General features: G+C 48.2%; 21 protein-coding genes. 4 read left to right on the forward strand and 17 right to left on the reverse strand.

The window, feature by feature from the left end; translation table 11 throughout:
- Positions 1-17: 17 nt before the first annotated feature.
- Together PSHG_RS08000 and PSHG_RS08005 are read right to left on the reverse strand one after the other, a co-directional pair.
- Entirely contained in the window at positions 18-1,034 is a 1,017-nt protein-coding gene (locus PSHG_RS08000) for an ABC transporter substrate-binding protein (RefSeq protein ID WP_010271657.1), read from the reverse strand.
- A gap of 43 nt (positions 1,035-1,077) precedes the next feature.
- Positions 1,078-2,277, reverse strand: coding sequence for a helix-turn-helix domain-containing protein (locus PSHG_RS08005; RefSeq protein ID WP_010271658.1), 1,200 nt, complete (start codon positions 2,275-2,277; stop codon positions 1,078-1,080).
- Positions 2,278-2,584: 307 nt separating this feature from the next.
- Between PSHG_RS08005 and PSHG_RS08010 the strand changes: the two genes are divergently transcribed.
- Entirely contained in the window at positions 2,585-3,109 is a 525-nt protein-coding gene (locus PSHG_RS08010; protein ID WP_026021253.1) for a sigma-70 family RNA polymerase sigma factor, read from the forward strand.
- The gene (locus PSHG_RS08015; protein WP_010271662.1) at positions 3,106-4,098 is read left to right on the forward strand and encodes a hypothetical protein; all 993 of its coding nucleotides are present in this window, start codon (positions 3,106-3,108) and stop codon (positions 4,096-4,098) included. The genes PSHG_RS08010 and PSHG_RS08015 overlap by 4 nt, the downstream gene beginning before the upstream one ends.
- 49 nt (positions 4,099-4,147) lie before the next feature.
- Here the strand turns inward: PSHG_RS08015 and PSHG_RS26900 are convergent, their stop codons facing one another.
- The 11 genes from PSHG_RS26900 to PSHG_RS08070 form a co-directional block, all read right to left on the reverse strand.
- Positions 4,148-5,164, reverse strand: a complete 1,017-nt coding sequence (locus PSHG_RS26900; protein WP_010271667.1) for an NmrA family NAD(P)-binding protein — start codon at positions 5,162-5,164, stop codon at positions 4,148-4,150.
- A gap of 66 nt (positions 5,165-5,230) precedes the next feature.
- The gene (locus PSHG_RS08025) at positions 5,231-5,965 is read right to left on the reverse strand and encodes an ABC transporter permease (RefSeq protein ID WP_010271670.1); all 735 of its coding nucleotides are present in this window, start codon (positions 5,963-5,965) and stop codon (positions 5,231-5,233) included.
- A 12-nt stretch (positions 5,966-5,977) separates the two neighbouring features.
- The gene (locus PSHG_RS08030) at positions 5,978-6,679 is read right to left on the reverse strand and encodes an ABC transporter permease (protein WP_010271672.1); all 702 of its coding nucleotides are present in this window, start codon (positions 6,677-6,679) and stop codon (positions 5,978-5,980) included.
- Positions 6,676-7,407, reverse strand: a complete 732-nt coding sequence (locus PSHG_RS08035; protein WP_010271674.1) for an ABC transporter ATP-binding protein — start codon at positions 7,405-7,407, stop codon at positions 6,676-6,678. The genes PSHG_RS08030 and PSHG_RS08035 overlap by 4 nt, the downstream gene beginning before the upstream one ends.
- A gap of 78 nt (positions 7,408-7,485) precedes the next feature.
- Entirely contained in the window at positions 7,486-8,613 is a 1,128-nt protein-coding gene (locus PSHG_RS08040) for a sensor histidine kinase (RefSeq protein ID WP_010271676.1), read from the reverse strand.
- Complete coding sequence (locus PSHG_RS08045; protein ID WP_010271678.1) at positions 8,610-9,317, reverse strand: response regulator transcription factor; 708 nt, start codon at positions 9,315-9,317, stop codon at positions 8,610-8,612. Before PSHG_RS08045 ends, PSHG_RS08040 begins: the two co-directional genes overlap by 4 nt.
- 110 nt (positions 9,318-9,427) lie before the next feature.
- The gene (gene arsC / locus PSHG_RS08050) at positions 9,428-9,856 is read right to left on the reverse strand and encodes an arsenate reductase (thioredoxin) (protein ID WP_010271680.1); all 429 of its coding nucleotides are present in this window, start codon (positions 9,854-9,856) and stop codon (positions 9,428-9,430) included.
- Between the two features lie 46 nt (positions 9,857-9,902).
- Positions 9,903-10,958 (reverse strand): ACR3 family arsenite efflux transporter, encoded by a 1,056-nt coding sequence (gene arsB, locus PSHG_RS08055; protein WP_010271681.1) that lies wholly within the window; start codon positions 10,956-10,958, stop codon positions 9,903-9,905.
- A gap of 13 nt (positions 10,959-10,971) precedes the next feature.
- Entirely contained in the window at positions 10,972-11,295 is a 324-nt protein-coding gene (locus tag PSHG_RS08060; RefSeq protein WP_010271684.1) for an ArsR/SmtB family transcription factor, read from the reverse strand.
- 275 nt (positions 11,296-11,570) lie between these two features.
- The gene (locus PSHG_RS08065; protein WP_010271687.1) at positions 11,571-12,209 is read right to left on the reverse strand and encodes a LysE family translocator; all 639 of its coding nucleotides are present in this window, start codon (positions 12,207-12,209) and stop codon (positions 11,571-11,573) included.
- 22 nt (positions 12,210-12,231) lie between these two features.
- Positions 12,232-12,831, reverse strand: a complete 600-nt coding sequence (locus PSHG_RS08070; RefSeq protein WP_010271689.1) for a hypothetical protein — start codon at positions 12,829-12,831, stop codon at positions 12,232-12,234.
- A 325-nt stretch (positions 12,832-13,156) separates the two neighbouring features.
- Here PSHG_RS08070 and PSHG_RS08075 point away from each other — a divergent pair, with 325 nt between their 5' ends.
- Positions 13,157-13,867, forward strand: a complete 711-nt coding sequence (locus PSHG_RS08075) for a DNA alkylation repair protein (protein ID WP_010271691.1) — start codon at positions 13,157-13,159, stop codon at positions 13,865-13,867.
- A 186-nt stretch (positions 13,868-14,053) separates the two neighbouring features.
- On the opposite strand, the gene PSHG_RS08080 is transcribed toward PSHG_RS08075, so the two are convergent.
- The 3 genes from PSHG_RS08080 to PSHG_RS26905 all read right to left on the reverse strand — a co-directional run bounded on the left by PSHG_RS08080 (position 14,054) and on the right by PSHG_RS26905 (position 18,667).
- On the reverse strand, positions 14,054-16,444 hold the full coding sequence (locus tag PSHG_RS08080; protein ID WP_010271694.1) for an ABC transporter ATP-binding protein/permease: 2,391 nt from the start codon (positions 16,442-16,444) through the stop codon (positions 14,054-14,056).
- A gap of 116 nt (positions 16,445-16,560) precedes the next feature.
- Positions 16,561-17,250 carry a response regulator transcription factor gene (locus PSHG_RS08085; RefSeq protein WP_010271696.1) on the reverse strand — a complete coding sequence of 230 codons (690 nt, stop codon included), beginning with the start codon at positions 17,248-17,250 and terminating at the stop codon, positions 16,561-16,563.
- The gene (locus PSHG_RS26905) at positions 17,222-18,667 is read right to left on the reverse strand and encodes an ATP-binding protein (protein ID WP_235782035.1); all 1,446 of its coding nucleotides are present in this window, start codon (positions 18,665-18,667) and stop codon (positions 17,222-17,224) included. Before PSHG_RS26905 ends, PSHG_RS08085 begins: the two co-directional genes overlap by 29 nt.
- 71 nt (positions 18,668-18,738) lie before the next feature.
- Between PSHG_RS26905 and PSHG_RS08095 the strand changes: the two genes are divergently transcribed.
- Positions 18,739-19,281, forward strand: coding sequence for a hypothetical protein (locus tag PSHG_RS08095; protein WP_026021254.1), 543 nt, complete (start codon positions 18,739-18,741; stop codon positions 19,279-19,281).
- A gap of 272 nt (positions 19,282-19,553) precedes the next feature.
- Here the strand turns inward: PSHG_RS08095 and PSHG_RS08100 are convergent, their stop codons facing one another.
- On the reverse strand, positions 19,554-20,291 hold the full coding sequence (locus PSHG_RS08100; RefSeq protein ID WP_010271701.1) for an ABC transporter ATP-binding protein: 738 nt from the start codon (positions 20,289-20,291) through the stop codon (positions 19,554-19,556).
- Between the last annotated feature and the right edge of the window lie 7 nt (positions 20,292-20,298).

Consider the following 20,298-nt stretch of genomic DNA (forward strand, 5'->3'; position numbering starts at 1 on the left):
TTTTGTCCCGTCTATCGTCATCGTGCTAGTAATTTTACAACATCGTCTATAATTTTCTCGTAAGCGATCAGGCCGCTTCCAAGCCAATACTCGTCATTTACTTCGTACACATGGCCTTGCTGCACAGCAGGTATGCTTTTCCAAATATTGCTTTCCGTCATCTCTTTCATTCGTTCCGTGCCTTGTCCATAGGCATTGATCACGAAAATATAATCTGCATCCAATTCCGGAAGGATCTCCAGCGAAATATTCAAACTGTTCTCATCCTCCGCCAGCGGGGTCATGTCCATACCCAAATGCTGATTAATGACATAACCGCAAAAATAATTGCCGCCCATCAAACTGACTCCTCGGCTAGCAAAGCGGATGATCGCCACTTTCTTGCCGGACGCGTTCTGCTCAATAGCCGCTTTAGCCTCGTTGACTTTCTGACGATAGGACTCCAGGGCTTGATTGACCTCATCCGTTTTCCCTATCAATTCACCCAATTTTTCGAGCGATTTCTCTACATCGCCAGCCGCATTGCTGAACACATAGGTCGGCGCAATCTTGGAATAATTTTCGTATACGCCATTTTCGGCATAGTTGGCCGTATGCAGAATAATCAGGTCAGGTTCGTATGACAGCAGCTCCTCGGATGAAGGCATTCCGCCCGAGAAATCCATCTTTGGTATCCCCTGCAATTTATCCTCTAAATATCGATGACCTTGATTTCCATTCGACCACTGGGCTACAGGTTCAACACCGAGAGTGAGCAAGGCGTCCTCCATGTAGGGGGCAAAAATTCTGACAGGCGCTTCCGGCACGACCACTTCATGACCGAGTTCATCTGTGAACACCCGATCTGCTTCCGGTTCGGCTTCTTCCTTATTTACCGGCGCAGATTCAGAAGGCTCGGGAGCCTTTGACACGATTGCACCATCTGATTGCTTACTGTTCGTATCCGTTGGACCGGAACCGCACGCGGCAAGCAAGCCAATGCTAAGCAAGCTCAAGCCGAATAGAAACCTTACCGAACGAAATTTGTACGACATCCATATATCCCCTCTCGATGATAATCATTCTCAGTAATAGAGATTATATCGGATGCGCAATAGAGCCGCCATGCATTTTCTCCTTTTGTTGATTTGGATTATAGTTCATAAAGAAAAGCAGCAGTTCATCCAGCATTCGGTCGATAGCCGTGGCGGAATATTCAAACCATGGATCGGAATGTATCGAATAAACACGCCCGTGCTTCACCGCCTTAAGCTTACCCCATAACTTGTTATGCCGAAGCGATAGCCAGTATGCCCGCGATGCAGATTCAGGACATACTGCAATCAGAATACGATCCGGATCAAGCCGGGCCAGCTGTTCAAGCGATATCTCCGTATTATATAAAACCTCCGCTGCATAAGCGGGTGTTAGCTCTAAATCGTGAAATAATAAATCATACATTCCTTGATTGCAATACAGGTACAAAGCTTCGCCATAAAGACGGAGCACGGCAAATGAATCCGCACCCAGCACAGGGGCAAGCTGTTTACGGGCAAACTGAATTTTTTGTTCATAGCTATCAATCCAGACCCTGCCCTGCTCCTCCCTCCCGAGGAACAACGCGATCTTGCGAAGCTGCTCCCGCCAATTCATCGTATGTACGGGAAGGAAGATAGACGGAGCCATATCCTCCAGCTTCTGTCTTACTTTTGCCGGCAGGTGCTCATCACCGACAATCCTATCCGGCCTTGATCTGACCCAGTCGCGCCAGTTGGCTTCGTGAAGCCCGTCAAATTCCAGACCTATCTCGATTTTTGAGCGATACGTGTAATAGTAATAAGGCGTCCATTTCGGATTCAAAGGAGCCGATACCGGAACAATCTGCAGGGCAAGCAATTGGCCCATAACCGGCGGCGAGCATGCCGCAACCCGTATTTTCCGCTTCTTGACATATTCGGACGGAGAAATTCCTACTTCTTTCTTGAATTTCCGGCTGAAGTAAAATTCATCGCTGTAGCCCACCTTATGGGCAATTTCTCGCATCCGGTAATCGGATTCGAGCAAATATCGTTTGGCCCGGTTGATTCGCAAATCTGTTAAATAATCAATGGCACTGTGACCAAAGGTTTTTTTGAATAAATATACGAAATACTTGGGACTAAGGTTCGCCATTTGAGCCAACTGCGCAATAGAAAGAGGCTCATGATAATGATGCTCCATGTACTCTCGAATCTGCTTCAAGTCCGTCCTGGAAGTTGGATTCAGACATGTGAGCGAGCTTTGTTCATCTAAATGCAAGAACGCATTCCCCCTTAAAGACAGCGCACCCATCCTATCTTCAGTTATTGAGCTGTGAAAAATGAAGCGGGAGAGAATATAATCGGCACACGTCTTCCCTCCAAAACCTTTCTCAATATGGACAGTGATAGTGATAATGATTATCGTTATCATTATATTCCAATCGGCCGTAACCGTCAAAGCTTCCTATGCGGCTGCTTGTTTTCATAAAAGATATTTGAGAAAATTTTGCCCGAAAAACTTTAAATTCGTTTAAGCCAAAAAGGACTAGTGATTGTCTAATAGATAAAAAGCAAAGAAAGGTTGAATTCCGATCATCCAGTTAGTAAAAAAAGCTCAGAACGGCGACCACAAAGCCTACATCGAACTTTTCCAGACCTATGAACCCGAAATTTATCGCATGGCTTATTTGTATGTCAAGAACAAAAACGATGCGTTGGATGTGGTTCAGGAAGTTGCTTACCGTTCTTACAAGAACTTGGGCACTCTGGAAAATCCACAGTATTTCAAAACGTGGCTGATTAAAATTACAATCACCAGCGCCTTGAATGTACTGAAGCAAAAGAAAAGAATGATTCCAATGAAGCCGGAGTACGAACCGTTTATCGGCTCGCAAGAGGATATCAACATTCCTCTGTCACTATCGCTGCAGCAGCTGTTGGATGCACTAAACGAAGAAGAAAAAAGCGTAATTCTTCTGAAATTTTATTACGACTACACCTTTAATGAAATAGCGAAAGTGCTTCAAATCCCTTTAGGAACGGCGAAATCAGTTTTATATCGGGCTTTGCAAAAGCTCCGAAAGCAAACAAAGGAGGCTGGAGATTTATGAGTAAGCAAATCAAACAATTATTGGACAAGATCGAGCTCCCCGGCGAATTGCATGAGCGAAGCAAATTGGGCGTAATGAAAGCGAAAGCGGAGATGGAGATGGAATGGAAGCCAAAGAGCAGAAGACCAATTAGACGATTGAGAAAAAGCTTCCTGGCTGCCGCCGCCGCGTGCCTGATTATTGGAGGGGCATGGATCATGACTGAAGGAGGCACGCGCATAGTAATTGCTGCACAAAATGCAGTTGAAACTTTAATCACTCAGATCTTCGGATCTAAGGAACAATTGAAAATGATGGACCCCCAAATTACCGAGGTCGATATTCAGCAAATTGAAGAAGATTTGCAAATCGCCAGGCAAGCCTTATCCGACCATGAATTTGTTCGTTATAAAGAGCTGTTCAGCGCGCTCCAGGATTATACTGAAAAAATCAACGGGGCAGCTGATGGCACAAAGGAAATAAATCCTGACGTTTTGCCACCCGAAGAACAAAGGGATTACCAGGCTACAATAGAAGAAATTGAAAGCTTCAACGCCCAGATAGTTGAAAGAACGAAAATAACCCTGGAGGAAGCCAGTCAGTTAGCAGGCTATCCCATCCGAAGGCCGAGCTATCTCCCAGATGGCCATCAATTAGTTGCGGAAGAAATTAATCCAAAAGAGATGTTTCGGTTTCGGGACTCCTCCCGCTCGTTTGTTGCTTTGGAATATAGAGATATGGAATACAGAAATGGGGAGTTTGGGTTCAGAACGGTTCAGCAGCCGATAAACGATGAAGAATTGGCCAAATGGGCATTCGACCGTATTGAGTCCTATACCGTGGACGGTTATCAGCTTGAATTTGCCCAATATAAGGATTCAAATGTGCAAGGAATGAGAATCCGCATTCCGGAAACCGACAGCAGCAAGTCATACGAGATTGTTATGATTGCGGATTTGCTGCCCAAAGAGGAGATGGAGCAAATCCTATTGTCCATGGTAAAAGAATGATTAATCACTTAAGGCGGCCGTGTTTGCGGCCGCCTTAAATCATATCAAGTTACTTAAGCACAATATGATCGGATTGAATCGTGTCCATCAATTCAGTCAAATTCGTTGCTTCAAAGGGGTAACGGACACCTTTGATTTCATTTTTCAACACGATTTTGGCTAAGGCCACCGCCACCATAGCAGTCGTTTCATAGTCAGAAACTACGCTGACCCTCCTACAATTCACTTGCGGGCGTCCCTCTATCCGGCCGCTGGCTTCCACAGTCAAATAGGCTCTCTCGTTTTGGTTCGGGTTATGGATCACTATCTTTTCAAGAAGCCCTTTTCGATTGGCAAGCCACTTTAACAAACCGAGCTTTTTTAACAAACTGATCTTCTTATTAAAAGAAGCTTCATTCCAGGCCGTCCAATAATGCAGATTGGACAGGTTCATGGCTTCAGATATACATCCTCGTTCCGCATGTTCAATTTTTCGAACCTCTCTCTCCAATCCGGAAGAACCAAATGCGATCTGACGGGCTTCTTTGAAGCCTGCTCTGCCCTCCACGTCTTGCGCCACAATGTGCAGCATATCGGAAACCCCGGTCGCACCTGCCTGCGCGTTGGTACTCTGGAGCAGCGCCACATTCACTTCTTCAAGTGCGTCCATCGCTTCTGCGGCTTCTTTCACCATTAAACCAGACAGTCCAGGGAAGAAGCCGGCCATAACGATAGAGCCTATGTTTGGCGCATCCAATTGGCGTACTTTATTTACAAATGCCGCTTCAGTCGTAACATCCACACAAGCGATACCCCTCTCAATGCACGCTTGCTGCACAAGCGGCTCCTCCTGCTTCGCCACAACGATGACCGCGTTCACTCCGGCTAATGCTGAACGAATCGATTCTGGATTGCGCGCATCGGCTTGCCGGAATTCGGCGCCCGCAATCGACTCCGCGGTTTTGGTTCCGCGATCAGCCTTGTAATCACTCACTATGATGTGAATCTCTTCCGGTATTCTTACCAATTCTTTGCACACCAATTGGCCAAGCATACCCGAAGCACCGATAACGAGAATAGTTAGCATACAAGCGTCCTCCTGATTAATGAGCAAAAAGTTCACCCAGCATTGTCATGATAATCCATAATATTCTCAAGTGATGATCTTTTTCTGAAAAGAGCGGCTTCCTAATAAAAAGGCGGCTGCCAAGCTGATGCCGATCCATACATACAAGCTGAGCTCGTCAACCCGCGGAGCGAAAGGAGTCCCTTGCGGCATCATCGCATAAAAAGGCAGGACGAAAGGAAACCACATGCCGTACAGGGAATGAAGGCCGGATAGCACAATGTTGGGCAGTACACAAGCCACGTTGAGGCTAAACGCAATACCGAAGCTGCTCAAGCGGGAGGAAAACCATAATTGAAGCGCCGCTAACGGTAAAATACTGATCCAGCCGCTGAAGGCGCTGATTATCACCATCCCCAAGTCCATATTGCCTTCGACGCCAGTGAGGAAGCCTGTAACAACAGCAGCACCAATGAACGTTAATTGAATAACGGCTAGAATCATTGCAAGCATGATATATTTAGCGGCATACATTCGAGTCCGGGAGTAGGGCATGACCAACAACTGATTCCAGCCCCCCGACCTGTGCTCATATGAGCATAGAAGCGCAGCCAGGATCCCGGAGAATAGCGGGAAGAAAAACATAGTATGGAAATTGTACACCACCATCAAAAAATGCGGCCAATTCGCAGCATAATACTCCTGCAGCATATCCAAATCACTGATTCCCAAGGACATATTCACCAGCAAATCAACAGCGATCAAGAATGCGATCAGAATCCACTGCGTTTTCGCAGCTTCTGCAGCTATTAATTTTCTCATCTTTACACCATCCTACCACTCGATTCTTGTAAAATGCCGTATTCCTGCCAGCAAGATAATAACCCCCGTTACAGCTCCCGCCACAACCCATTGCCGGTGATCCGGAATTAACGGAGACGATAACGAGGGGTAAGCCCAGGGCAAAAGGTGCACCATCCCTGTATTGGATCTGGCAAGGAACAAGCTGGATATGGATCCGGCAACACCGAATCCGACCGGAATCGACTGGTTGGAACAAACCGTAGACAGCCAAACCTGTACAGCCATAAAACCGCCTGCCGCAAGCAGGCAATAAAGCTGCTGCCGGAGCATGAAATCCCATGGAACCGCCTCGTTCGAGGCCAGCATCCAGACTACCGCTGTACCGGCAATAATCAGCAGAACCTCCAAGGCCATCAGCAGGAATACAACGATAAACTTCGCAATAAGGATGTTCCGTTTGGCAGCCGGGAGGGCCGCAAGCAGCTTCCAGCCTTTCGCCTCATGCTCGGTAGAAGCGGTTACGCTGGCAAGAATGGTGATGCTGAGCATCAAAGTCAGCGAAAGGAAAAAATACTGGACGGCAAAAATAGAAAATACGCCACCGTCTCCTTCCCGATAATTGAAAAACCAAAGCCCGCCGACCATCAGAAGCAGGAAAAAAGCAGCCATAACGGGAAATACGATGCAAAATCTTCTCATTTTCAGCCATTCTATCTGTATCAGTTTAATCATAGGCTTCTCCCCTGCCCCGTCATCTCCAGGAAAATCCGTTCCAACGGCAGATCCCCGCCCTTTTCCTGCAGTGAAGCCAAGGTGTCTTGATAGATTAACTGGCCTTCATGAATAATCCCCACATGCTCAGCGATTTGCTCAATCTCATGCAGAAGATGGCTGGATATAAGCACCGTCATCCCGAATTTCTCCGGAATACTCTTAATAAATGAACGAATTTCCTGAATGCCGGAAGGATCCAGCCCATTTGTAGGCTCATCCAAGATAAGCAATTTCGGACGATGCACGATTGCCATCGCGATCCCCAGCCTTTGCTTCATCCCCAAAGAGTAATGCTTCACCTTCTTGTCAGCTTGATTCTCTAGACGGACCCATTCTAACGTCTCCATGATCTGCGATTCTGACACATCCATTAATTTGGCGACAATCCTCAAATTCTGATATCCCGTTAAATGGCCGTAGTAGGAAGGCGACTCTATTAAAGCACCTACCCGGCGCAAGATACGAGTGCGTTCCTGCGGAAACGGCCTGCCGAACACGCGGATACTGCCACGATCGGGCTTGATTAGTCCGAGAACCATCTTCATCGTTGTCGATTTTCCCGCTCCGTTCGCACCCAGAAAACCATATATCGAGCATTGGGGCACCTTTAAACTGACACCGTCTACTGCGCTATAATTTCCGTATGTTTTAGTCAAATCACTTGTTTCCAGCACATACTGTTCCATTCCTTCCTCACCTCTTGCTATTGTTTCTTACCTTTTTACAATAGCGATTGAAAGTAAACGGAAGGTAAACGAATTTATTCACTCGCGCACAAGAGGCAGTTTTATCGTCAGCAGCGTACCCTGATTCGCGATGCTCTGTACGTCAATGACACCCTGGTGCTCTTCAACCAGCGCTTTCACCACAGCCAAGCCGATCCCATCGCCATCCGCCGCTTTCGTCACACCCAGGCCGATCCCACGGCCATCCGCGGCCTTCTTCTCACCACGAACCCGATAGTCAAACACGTTCTGGATTATGGCAGAAGGAATGCCCACACCATTATCCGCCACGGTTATGTACACGTAATCTTTGACATCCAAGCGAACAGCAATTTCCGAATCCGGCGGATTATGAAGCACCGCATTAATGAGCAGATTTTGCATAACTCTCTTCAGCAATGTCGGATCAAAGTAATACTCATAGGCTGCCGCGCTTGTTTTAAAAGTAAAATGATAACACGCCGCCCTAGGATTGTTGGCCGCATCCAGGGTAACCTCGCGCAAAAACGAGACAAGATCGCGCCTTGTCTTTAGCGCAAGCGGCCGCGCTTGTTCGATTTGGAACGTATGAATCAGCCCCTCGATCTCGTCCGCTTTTTGCTTAATCAAATGCACAGCCTGATTCCGTTCATCCTCGGTCAGCGAAATATCCCGACTGGTCATCAGATCCAGGTACCCTTTTATATACGAAAAAGGAGTTTTGAGATCGTGAGTTACGCCGGATAGCCACTGTTCCTTAGCCTCATTTTCTCTTACGATTTCCCGACGATTCCGCTCGAGTGAAGCGGACAGCTCCTGCAGGCGAAGAACAATACCCTTAAACGGGCTATAATACCATTTAATCTTCTGCTGCTTATTCCATAGAAAAGCAAACTGCTCAGTGTAAATATGACGGTCGTATTTCCCCTCCGATAATCCCTTGAGCCAACCGATCACCGCAAGCACCGGTTTACCGATGATTGTTCCCATCATATAGCTGTAGCAGCCGATAACGAGCAAGAGGACCAGTGCTTGATAGACTTTGATATTAACCTGCTTTAAAGCCGGTACGATCTCCATGGAAAAGATAACAATGACAACAACCAGCACAAAGCTGATAGAGATGACCGCTGCGGATGCTAATAAAAAGAACAGCACCAGAAGCATGGAACGCTGAATCAACGTCATCTGGCCTTCCCTTCTTTTCTCACCAATTTGTATCCCAGACCTTTGATATTAACCAGATACCTCGGATTCTTCGGGTCGGGCTCAATTTTCTTGCGCAGTCTGGAAATATGTATAACCACCGTTTTCTCATCTCCTCCTTGGAAAGGTTTCCAGACCTTTTCATACAGCTCGTTAGCCGTAAAAATCAGGTTGGCATGCTCGCACAAGAAGGTCAGCAATAAAAACTCCATCGGCGGGCACGGTACTTCCGCCCCTTCTACAAACAGTTGCCCGCTTTTTTTGTTCACAGAAAAATAACCGAAATCATAGACCGGTTTGGACACGGTCTGGATACGCTGCATTCTCTTTAAATGGACTTGAACTCGGGCAGCTACTTCCGTAGGATTGAACGGTTTAGTTATGTAGTCGTCCGCTCCAAGCTCAAACCCTTTGATCTTGTGGACGTCTTGATTTTTGGCTGTTAAAAACAAGATAGGCGCTTCCGTAATGCTTCTCATCTTCCCGCATACATCAAACCCATCGCCATCCGGCAGCATGATGTCCAGGACGATTAAAGAGATGTCCCGCTGCAGAAGGATCTCCATCGCCTGCTGCGCTGTCGTTGCCGTCAATATATTTCCAATCCCATATTTCCTTAAAGTAAAGGCCACCATATCCAGGAGCCCCTGTTCATCATCAACCAGCAAAACCGCTGAATGTTCCACGGCTGTCACTCCCGCTCGACTATCTTGATCTTTGCAAAAAAATATTTGCTCAGATTATACCATAGGAAAAAGGAGCCGCACCTAATTAGCAGCGACTCCATCTCTCTTCCCTATTTTCCTTCGACGGCAAAACGTTTGATGCGTGCTTCGATCTCGTCTCGTACTCGCCGGAACACATCCCATCTCTCTTCTTCGGTCCCGGTTGCTTTGGCCGGGTCATCAAATCCCCAATGATAGCGTGTAATATGCGGAGGGGTAAGCGGGCATTTGTCATTGGCATCGCCGCAAAGGGTGATTACATAGTCGGCTCTGTGCAAAGTCTGCTGATCAATCACATCCGAGGTTTGTTGAGTGATGTCCATTCCCTTTTCCGCCATAGCTTTGATCGCATTTGGATTTAAACCATGCGCTTCAATACCCGCGCTGTATACTTCGTATTTGTCACCAAGATAATGATGGCCGAAGCCCTCCGCCATTTGACTGCGGCAAGAATTACCCGTGCATAAAAAATACAAGACTTTTTTCTTCTTATTCGGCATGTGGATTCCTCCTAGTTCAGCATTTTGCATAAATCCCGGCGGGCTTTTAAGCCGCTTCTTTCGAAAAGTACTTTCGCTGAAAACGCAGTGCGACATTAACTAAGGCAATCATTACAGGCACTTCCACCAGAGGCCCGATAACAGCAGCAAAGGCGGCTCCGGAATGAATGCCGAAAACACCGACGGCAACCGCAATGGCAAGCTCAAAATTATTTCCTGATGCAGTAAAAGCTAGCGAAGAGCTGATTTTGTAATTCGCCCCTGCCTTTTTCGCCATGAAGAAAGAAATCAGGAACATGACGACAAAGTATATCAGCAGCGGAATGGCAATCCGTACGACGTCGAGAGGCAATTGGATAATCATTTCCCCTTTGATCGAGAACATCACAACAATGGTAAACAGAAGTGCAATAAGTGTAATGGGACTGATCTTCGGAATAAAAACCTGTTCATACCAGGACCGCCCTTTGACCTTCACCAGCGTATAACGTGAAAGCATGCCCGCTATGAACGGTATGCCTAAATAGATAAGCACACTTTGGGCTACCTCAGCCATCGTGATATCTACGATCATGCCTTCCAAGCCAAACCAGCCCGGCAGAACAGTAATGAACACATAAGCATAGACGGAGTAAAACAGCACTTGGAATATAGAGTTAAAGGCTACCAGCCCCGCCGCGTATTCGGTGTCACCTTTACACAAGTCGTTCCAGACAATGACCATGGCGATACAGCGCGCAAGGCCGATCATAATTAATCCCACCATATATTCGGGGTAGCCCTGCAAAAAGATAATAGCCAATACGAACATGAGAATGGGACCAATCAGCCAGTTCTGCACAAGCGAAATAAGCAGCACCTTCCGGTTGCGGAAGACATGTCCGATTTCTTCATAACGTACCTTCGCCAGCGGCGGATACATCATGAGAATCAAACCAATGGCAATCGGAATCGAGGTCGTTCCCGCCTGAAATTCGTTCAACACCGCCGTAAATTCCGGCGAAACATATCCAACGCCAACTCCAATCGCCATCGCAACAAAGATCCAAACCGTTAAATAACGATCTAGGAAAGACATTCGTTTGCCAACATGCTCCTTCATTGTCCCCGCTCCTTCAATCACATGTGACGAGCAAGCCTTGCTGCTCCAATTTTTTCAGCTCATCCGATAGATCAGGAAGATTGGATAACGCTAACCCAACATCCTTTAACCGCTGCTCATTAATGGAATAAAATACCCATTGTCCTTTCCGCGTTTCTTTGACCAGTTCAACTGATTTGAGACGGCTAAGATGCCGGGAAATCGCCGGTTGGGAGATGTTAAATAGTGGTACAAATTCACACACACAACAATCACGCATGCTTAATAGCGAAATGATCTTCAGCCTTGTCGGGTCAGCAAGCGCTTTGAGAACATCCGCTAATTTATCAAATTCCATCTTGAGCCTCGCCTCCTCAAGCAACATAAATATATAACAATATTGTTATATATTTATGTAAAGTCAACTTTTTTTTATTTCATCCTGCTTGCATATTTATCCAGCTAGGAAAATTCAACCCGAGGATATGGTCTTACAGCTTTTGCCTCAGACATGATCTATGCTCGTAATCGGTACAAGGGCAAAGCAATAAAAACTAGCCTAAAGTTCCTTCCGGTGTAACAAAAGAAACAGGCTGCTGTACGATCACCTGTTATAATCCACATGCGAATTCGTCATTGCTGTCTTTGGAATGCAACCTTCAGCCCCAGTCCGATATAGATCATTCCGGCGAATTTGCTGCTTAAGCGGCTTAAACGGCCCGTCCATGACATCCGCTTCAGCACTCCCTTCAGAGCAGAGACACTTAATACAATTCCTGTTGTATACATAACACTCAACACTACAAAGATGAAACCAAGGAGCAAAAATTGCGCAACGATTCCATCGCGTTCGTGATTAACAAATTGAGGCAAAAAAGCTAGAAAGAAGAGCGCCGTCTTCGGGTTAAGAACCTCAGCAGCTGCTGCCGAAAAGTAGGATTTTAGGGCGCCTGCCGATTCAACTTTTGGAAGTTGCGGTTCTGAAGGCTTGCTTATCATTTCGCGAATTCCCAGGTATAGTAAATATACCGCTCCCGCGTATTTGACAACATTGAAAGCGAGAGCTGAACTCATGAGTATGGCAGCAAGCCCTGCAGCGGCAAACAACGTATGAAGAAAATCCCCTGTTGCAATACCAAGCCCTGTCATAATGCCTCCTTTGCGTCCGCTTTGAACGGTGCGGGTGATGGTAAGCAGAACGGCCGGACCCGGAATTAAAAATAGACCGATGACGACGATAATATACGGAATTAAAGTTGAAAAATCGAGCATTGCTTTTCCTCCTTCACGGCATTCAAATGGATAGTTGGTTGCGGTTTTGCAGCCATCGCTCGAATTCAGCTGGTGTACGCACCTGATTGTCTAATACCGCCGTATAAATGTCAAAGCTTTTCACTTGTTTCCCATACTCGCTTCTTGTTGCCCAAACTGTTTTAATATGGAGAATAGAGATAACCGCTTCTTGAGTAAGAAGACCGGGCATTGTGCGAATATGCTGCAGATCAGGTTGTTTTTCAGGCTCATCAACGAACCAAATATCCAGCTCCCATTTGCTTCCGCTTTTAGACTGGTAATTCAACCCGATATAATAGCCATCCGGATAAAGCGGATCAGTGTTCCAGCTGCCGGTATCGTTTATGAATTTCAACTCCCGAACCCTAGAATTGTTCATCAATTGTGAAGCAATTCCGGAGATGGCAGCGATGTCCAGCTTGGGACAAACGACCGTCAAATCGAGGTCTCTCCAAGTCATTAAACCAAGCGCCGCACTCCCTACTTTTACGGGCGTGCCGGCGGCTGTCAGCAATTGGGCAAGGTTCATTTCATCCGCCACAGCATCAGCTTCAGCTTGCAGCTGCAGTTGACGGGCAAGCAGATCTTCCTGTCCTTCCATTGTTAGCTCCTTTCTTAATCGCGTTCATACGGATTCGCGTATGCTTTTTATCAGCCCTTAGGAAAATTTTAAACAACATACTTCCAAACATGATCTATCACCTTCAACTCCAGTATTGAAAACAGCCAAGGTTGGCGGGGTGCGAGGGCTTGTTGCCTGTTGTTGCCTGCGTATTGTACGAAATGATTCCATAGACCGTCATGTCCGCGCAAAATGGGCCTTTCCATGCGCATTTAACGAGAACCGCGGTTTGCAGCAATCTGTAAGAAATGTGAAAATCGTTAGTATGCTATACTGTTGCTCCAACGAAAGGAGTTTGGTTTCTATGGACAATCTTACCGCTGAACGCTTTATCCATGATTTACAGCAACATCAGAATGAAGCAGATATAGAAAAAATGCAGAAGTTTTTTAAAGGCTCTGATGAAAACACGAAGTGCTTAGGGCTAAACATGCGAACCGTGTTCGAAATTGCGAAGCAATTCATGAATATGTCTTTACCGGAAATCGAACGGCTCTTAGAAAGCGATTATTATGAAGTAAGAATGGGTGCCGTGAGCATTATGGATTTCCAGGCCAAGTCCAAAAAAATTTCCGAAGACCATAGACAGGCACTATACGAATTGTACCTCCGAAGGCATGATCGAATCAACAATTGGGACTTCGTTGACCGGTCCGCTCCATCTGTAATCGGGATGTATTTGCTGGACAAACCGAAAGATAAGCTGTACGAATTGGCGCATTCCTCAAATATATGGGAACGCAGAACAGCTATCGTCAGTACATATAGCTTTATTAAGAACGGCAGTACGGAGGACACGTTTGCCATCGCTGAAATCCTGATAAACGATCACGAGGAACTAATCAACAAGGCGGTTGGCAGTTTTATTCGTGAAGCCGGCAAGAAAGCCGAGGAAAAGCTGAGGTCTTTTTTGGATAAACATGCCCGCACCATGCCCAGAATCACTTTAAGATATGCTATAGAGAAGCTTGACAAAAATACAAGGGAGTACTACTTGAATTTAAAAAACAATTAAGCGCCAAGGGCGCCATGGTAAATGAAGCTGAACTAGCAAACAGGCAACCCTGAAGATCATGGGCTGCCTGTTTGTGCATGGGCGTAACAGTATTTTCTAATGAAAATGAATTCACTGTTTCTAAGCTGCAATACAGTACTGCTTGATGCTGAAAGAGGCATTTCAGGCCCGAATCCATAACCCGGATCAGGATTCGGTGCGCAATGCAGTCACTGGATCTTTGCGGGCGGCGGTGCGGGCCGGGAACACACCGGCTACCAGCGTCAGCAGTATGCTGCCTGCAATCAGCGACACAGCGTGGACGACCGTTAATTGAGCAACACCGTCAATGCCGGCCAGGCTGGAGAGAATGCTGTTAATCAGTATCGTCAGCGCATAGGAAACCAGGACTCCGATCGCTCCTGCGGTCAGCCCGACAATAGCCGTCTCCGCATTAAAGACGCGCGAAATATCCTTTTTCCTGGCCCCGATGCTGCGCAGTATGCCGATTTCCTTCGTCCGCTCCAATACCGATACATAGGTTATGATACCGATCATAATGGTGGAGACGACAAGAGAAATCGCCGCAAATCCGACCAGAACATAGGAGATGATATTCAGCACCTGCTGGATCATCGAACCAATCATTTCGGATACATCGGAATAGAGAATCTGGTCTGCTTTTTCCTTGTCGGCATTGTAAGCGTCAAGATACTCCTTGATCCGATCTTTGCCGGCAAAATCCTTCGGATAGATATTGATGCTTGACGGCGCTGCATCCGCTCCCAGGCTGCGCAATCTCTGCTTTCTGGCCTCCTCGCTGGCAAAGGGAGAATTCGTAAGAACATCCCTTTCTGATGCCAGTTGGGCCTTGGCAATCGCTGATTGGCCTCCCTGATCGAGCACATAATCAGTCAGCTCAGGGGTATAGACGATGCCCTCTGATAAATAGCCGACAGCCGAGAGGGCGCTTTCCTTCATGCGCAGAACACCCGTAATGGTCAGCTCCAGTCCTTCGGCTTCCTCATATAAGCGGGCGTAGGACTCGACAGAAGCCGGCGCGAACAGTCCATTATCGCCTTCACTATAAAAGCTGTCATTCGGAATGACCTTCAGCAGCGTCTTGCCGATAAGATCACTCAGCTTAAGACTTCCGTCATCCGCTTGAATGCCCATTTTGTCCAGGAAGGCCTTGTCCACCCGATTGTACTCGTCCACAACAAGCGCTACCTCGCCCGCTGCTGTCGGATAACGGCTTCCTTCGCCGATCAAATCATAGAGCGACAGAATAAATTCACTGTCCTCGGGCAGCTCCTGCCAGTAGGTGGAACCCATAGCGAATGGTGCGGACGATTCGCTGGTTTCCGGCAGTGAAGTTTCAAATTTAACGACATTGTCGCCGCCTTTGGCCAGTACATTCATGTCCACGTTTCGTCCGTAAGAGATCGCGCTGATCTCATCGGAAAGCTCGTTCTCCATCTGCTCGACGTATTCAAAGTATTCCTGCGTCAATACATTCTGGTGCTGGCGAATATTCCCGTACATATCGTACGAATGAATAACGTCCTCGTCCGTAAATTTCTCTCCTTCCCCGAACAGCATCGCAAACGGATTATCATCGGAAGCCGGGGCCATCTGCGGGCTTTCCGATACCGTCAGCGGAACGCCGGACAGCACTTCGGACTGCAGCTGCGAGATAAAGCCCGACAGGCCGGTAGATAGCGCCAGCACAAGCGCCACCCCGATGATGCCGATACTGCCTGCAAAAGAAGTAATAAGCGTTCTCCCTTTTTTGGTCAGCAGATTTCGAAAAGACAGCGCCAGGGCAGTGGGCAGCGACATCGACGTTTGCCGCAGATTCAGCTGATTTGCATCCCGTTTGGCTCCATCCTTTTGCTTTGTGCCGCTTTGATCCTTCATCAGCGGGTTGCTGTCGGATTGCACCTCTCCATCGAGCAGTTCGATGATGCGGCTGCTGTATTCGTCGGCCAACTCCCGATTATGCGTTACCATAATGACCAATTTTGTTGCGGAGATCTTCTTCAGAATCTCCATCACCTGAAGGCTCGTCTGGCTGTCCAGCGCCCCGGTCGGCTCATCGGCCAATATGATTTCCGGATCGTTAATCAGCGCCCTGGCGATTGCGACCCGCTGCATCTGGCCGCCGGAGAGCTGATTCGGCTTTTTGTTCAGCTTGTCTCCAAGTCCTACATCGTGCAGCGCCTGCTTAGCCTTGTCACGGCGCTTAGACGGGGATACGCCGGACAAGGTCATGGCCATCTCCACATTTTGCAGCACAGTAAGATGGGAGATCAGATTGTAGTTTTGGAACACAAATCCGATCGAGTGATTGCGGTATGCGTCCCAGTCCTTATCCTTAAAATGCTGGGTGGACCTTCCTCCCAATAACAAATCGCCTTCATCATAACGATCCAATCCGCCAATAATATTTAAAAGCGTTGTCTTTCCGCAGCCTGACGGTCCGAGAATGGAAACAAATTCGTTGGCTCTGAAACCGAGGGATATTCCCTTCAAGGCGTGAATCACTTCACCACTGCGGTATGTTTTGGTGATATTGGTGAGCATTAGCTTTGACATGATGGATTCCTCCAATTCTGGTGGGCTGAATCCATCATATCAGGCAGCGGTAAACACCCGGGTTGTCAAAATTAAAGAGACTTTTAATAGAAGGTTAACGAAGTGTAAACGTTCGTTTAAAGACGAAAGCGGTAGCCCGCTCCCCATACGGTCTGGATATGCAGCGGATGCTGCGGATCGCGCTCAATTTTCTCCCGGAGGCGGTTAATATGAACAGCCACTGTTTTCAGGTCGCCGAGTGCGTCCATTCCCCATATCCTCTCATACAGTTCTTCCTTGCTGAAGACCATATCTGGATGTGATACAAGAAACAACAGCAGCTCAAACTCCCGTTTTTTGAAATCTACCTCGTGATCATTTACATATACCCGCTGCGTCAGCCTGTTGATCCGAACCGGACCGGCTTGTATCTCATGGCGACCGGGCGCATCCTGCTGGGACAACCGCTCATATTGGGCCAGATTGGCCTTCACTCGCGCCACCAGCTCGGTTGGCGAGAATGGCTTGGCAATATAATCATCAGCGCCCAATCCGAGTCCTCTAACCTTGTCCGTCACCTCGTCCTTAGCGCTTACAATCAAAATAGGAATCGTGGTCTTCTCCCGTATCGTCCTGCAAATCTCATACCCGTTAATCCCCGGGAGCATCAAATCCAGGACAATTAAATCGAAGCTCTCTGTCAGGGCCAGCCGCAGCCCTTCCATGCCATCGGCAGCAATAACGGTCCGGAAGCCTTCGATCTCCAGAAAATCCTTCTCAATGTCAGCGATGGCCTTATCATCCTCGATGATCAGAATGTTCTTCATGCTGATGTGGCGTCCCTCCTTTGTCTGTATAACGGGGAAGTGTAATTATGATCGCAAGCCCGCCAGCGGAAGAGTGTTCAGCCCGCATGCTTCCGCCCAGGCGCTTTATAATCCTGCTGCTTATCGCAAGCCCCAAGCCGCTTCCCTGATCGGATGTTTTGCGTGAGGCATCAGTGCGGTAAAATACGTCAAACAGCTTCTCCAACTCGTCATCCGCTACCCCTGGGCCATCATCCGCAAATTCCAGCTCCACTTCTTGCTCATTAGCGCTGCATGCTGCGGTAACTTCCACCTGCTCCCGTTTTTTGTAATGGAGACTGTTGTCCAGAATGTTCTGTATAACATTGCGAAACTGGACGATATCCACCAAAGCTTTGGCATTCGGCAGTTGATCTTCAATACGAATCACTAATCCGCGATTGTCGTACTCCGCAGCAAAGACATCCAGCATCGCGCGCAGTTCGCTTCCCAGATTGACAGGCTCCAAATGAAGCGGAAATTCGCCCACATCCAGCTTGGAAAACAAAAACAGCTGGCGGATAATACGCTCAAGGCTTTCCGTCTTTCCTTTGATAATGTCCAAATATTTATTCCGCATCTCTGGGGTAGAGGCAACCCCCTTCTCAAGACCTTCCAGATATGCCTTGATGGAGGTTAGCGGAGTACGCAAATCGTGCGAAATGCCGGCGATCAGCTCCCTGCGGTTCTGTTCATCCTTCTTCCGCTCTTGAACCATAGCCAACAGCCGCTGCGCCATTTCGTTAAATTCCGAACAGACTATCGCAAACTCGTCCTGCTTATCATATTGAATGCGGTAGGCCAGGTTGCCGTCCCTTATCTGGTGAACGCCGCGAACCAAGGTGTCGATCGGGTTCATAATGCTTTTGAACACAAACCGGGTCAAGGCCCAATTCGTTATAATCACCAAGAGGATAAGGCCAATCAACATCCCGGCTCCCAAAACAACGCGCTGCATCTGCTTACTGCTGTTGTAAGCATCCAGCAGGACGAACGCATAGTCTCCGGCATCGGCACGATAAACGGAGCCCCTGTCGGTAATAACCGTGTACGTTCCCGCATGAGATATAAGGTCGTAGAGCGGATCAGCGGGCATTGCGGCAGGATAAATGACCTCATCACCAGCATAGAGCGCAAGTGTGGCCCCTTTCCCTTCAAGTCTCTGATTGAACGCATCTATCCCGGACTTTTTCTCCGCCAAACTGGCATCGGCAAGCTCATGGGCAAGCTTCTCAACATCCAGGATATGACTGTAAAACATGCTGGAACGCGGAGAATTTATGTTTGACTCGCCGCTCACCCCCGTGTAAACAAGGGTAACACCAATGCTGCTCAGGATCACCAGCACAACCGGCAGGATAAGCATAAGGAAATTCGAAAGAAATAGCCGTCGCCGCACATTCAAACCGCCGCCCTCCCTATCATTCAATTGCTGTGTACCCCTTAGTATAGGGCAAAAAGGTAAATTAAATGGCATCGAAAAGTAAACAAAAGATAAACAGCACTATCGTCCTGCAAACGTTGATGGATGAGAGCGCCTTCCCCTGGATGGCGGACTGGTATCGGAGCAAGGTTCAAAATGTGCTCGGCGACAAGCTGGATGACCGCTTCAGACTATGGTATGTCGACCGCTCCTTGCATGCCGATACTAGCTCGAACGATCCTCTTGACGACCTGCACATCGTTTCATACATCCCTGCCTTATTCCAGGCGCTGCGCGATGTAAGCGCATGGGTAGAAAAGGACGTTGCGCCACCGGCGAGTACCTGCTATGAAGTCGCGGACGGCCAAGTGATCGTTCCGGATAAAGCCGATCAGCGCCGGGGCATTCAGCCGCTGATCAGGCTGACGCGAACGGGAGCGAACGCGCTGAGGTCGCCGCCGGCGAGAGCGTGCTCTTCAGGGCGGAGATCGAAGTGCCGCCGCAAGCAGGGAAGATTACGGCCGCGAGCTGGGATTTCGATGGAACGGGCAAATTCGCAACGGAGGCCGAGATCAACATTGTTGGTATAGAAGGGACCTGTGCTGTCACGGAGGCGGCCTATTCCTTCGCTAAGCCCGGTACCTGCTTTCCTGTCCTGCGCGTGGCGTCGCACAGAAACGGCGATACCGACGATCCGTATACTCAAGTACTGAATCTCTGCCGGGTACGGGTCATCGTCAAGTAAAGAAGACTGCTTAAGAAGGCAGTCATGTATAGCAAACAGGCAGCCATGGAAATGAATGGCTGCCTGTTTTAAGTATGAGCTGGGTTGAGTTTCAAGCCAATATCGTCTATTTACTGCTCAGATTGCCCCGGAGATCGCAGCCTCTTCCCCGCTATCCTTGGCCTCTTTCACGTCCTCCGTCCGGCTGACATGACGTTCATGCATCACCCTGCCAGCGTCTTGCAAATAGACGGCGCGATCGCATATCGCCTCGATATCGGCCTGATCATGCGAGACGATCATGCAGGTGATGCCGGCTGTTCGCAAAATGTCCCGGAGCTCTGTGCGAATCGCATCCTTCAGATCCGCATCCAGATTGCTGAAAGGTTCGTCCATCAGCAGAATCGATGGCCCGGGAGCCAGTGCCCGTGCGAGCGCCACGCGCTGCTGCTGTCCTCCGCTTAGTTCATGGGGATAGCGCTTGGCCAAGGTGGTCATCTGCACCAGCTCCAGCATCTCCGTCACACGGCGCTGTCTGTCGGCACGCTTCATCCTGTGCAAGCCAAAGCGAACGTTGTCTTCGGCCGTCAGATGAGGAAACAGCGCATAGTCCTGAAATACCATGCCGACGCCTCTTTGCTCAATATCAACAAAAGACCTTTCATCGACAATCTTGTTCCCGTTAATATGAACGCTTCCTTGCTCCGGCATTTCCAGGCCTGCAATCAGCCTGAGCAGCGTGCTCTTCCCGCTTCCGCTCGCGCCAAGAATGCCTACAATCTCACCCTGTCCGATGCTTAGCGACAGCTTGTCGAGCACAGGCGCTTCACGCTTGCTGTAACGGAAAGTCAATTGTTCGATCCTCAGGATACTCATTATCCTC

Source organism: Paenibacillus senegalensis JC66 (assembly GCF_000285515.1).
Lineage (GTDB): Bacteria > Bacillota > Bacilli > Paenibacillales > NBRC-103111 > Paenibacillus_L > Paenibacillus_L senegalensis.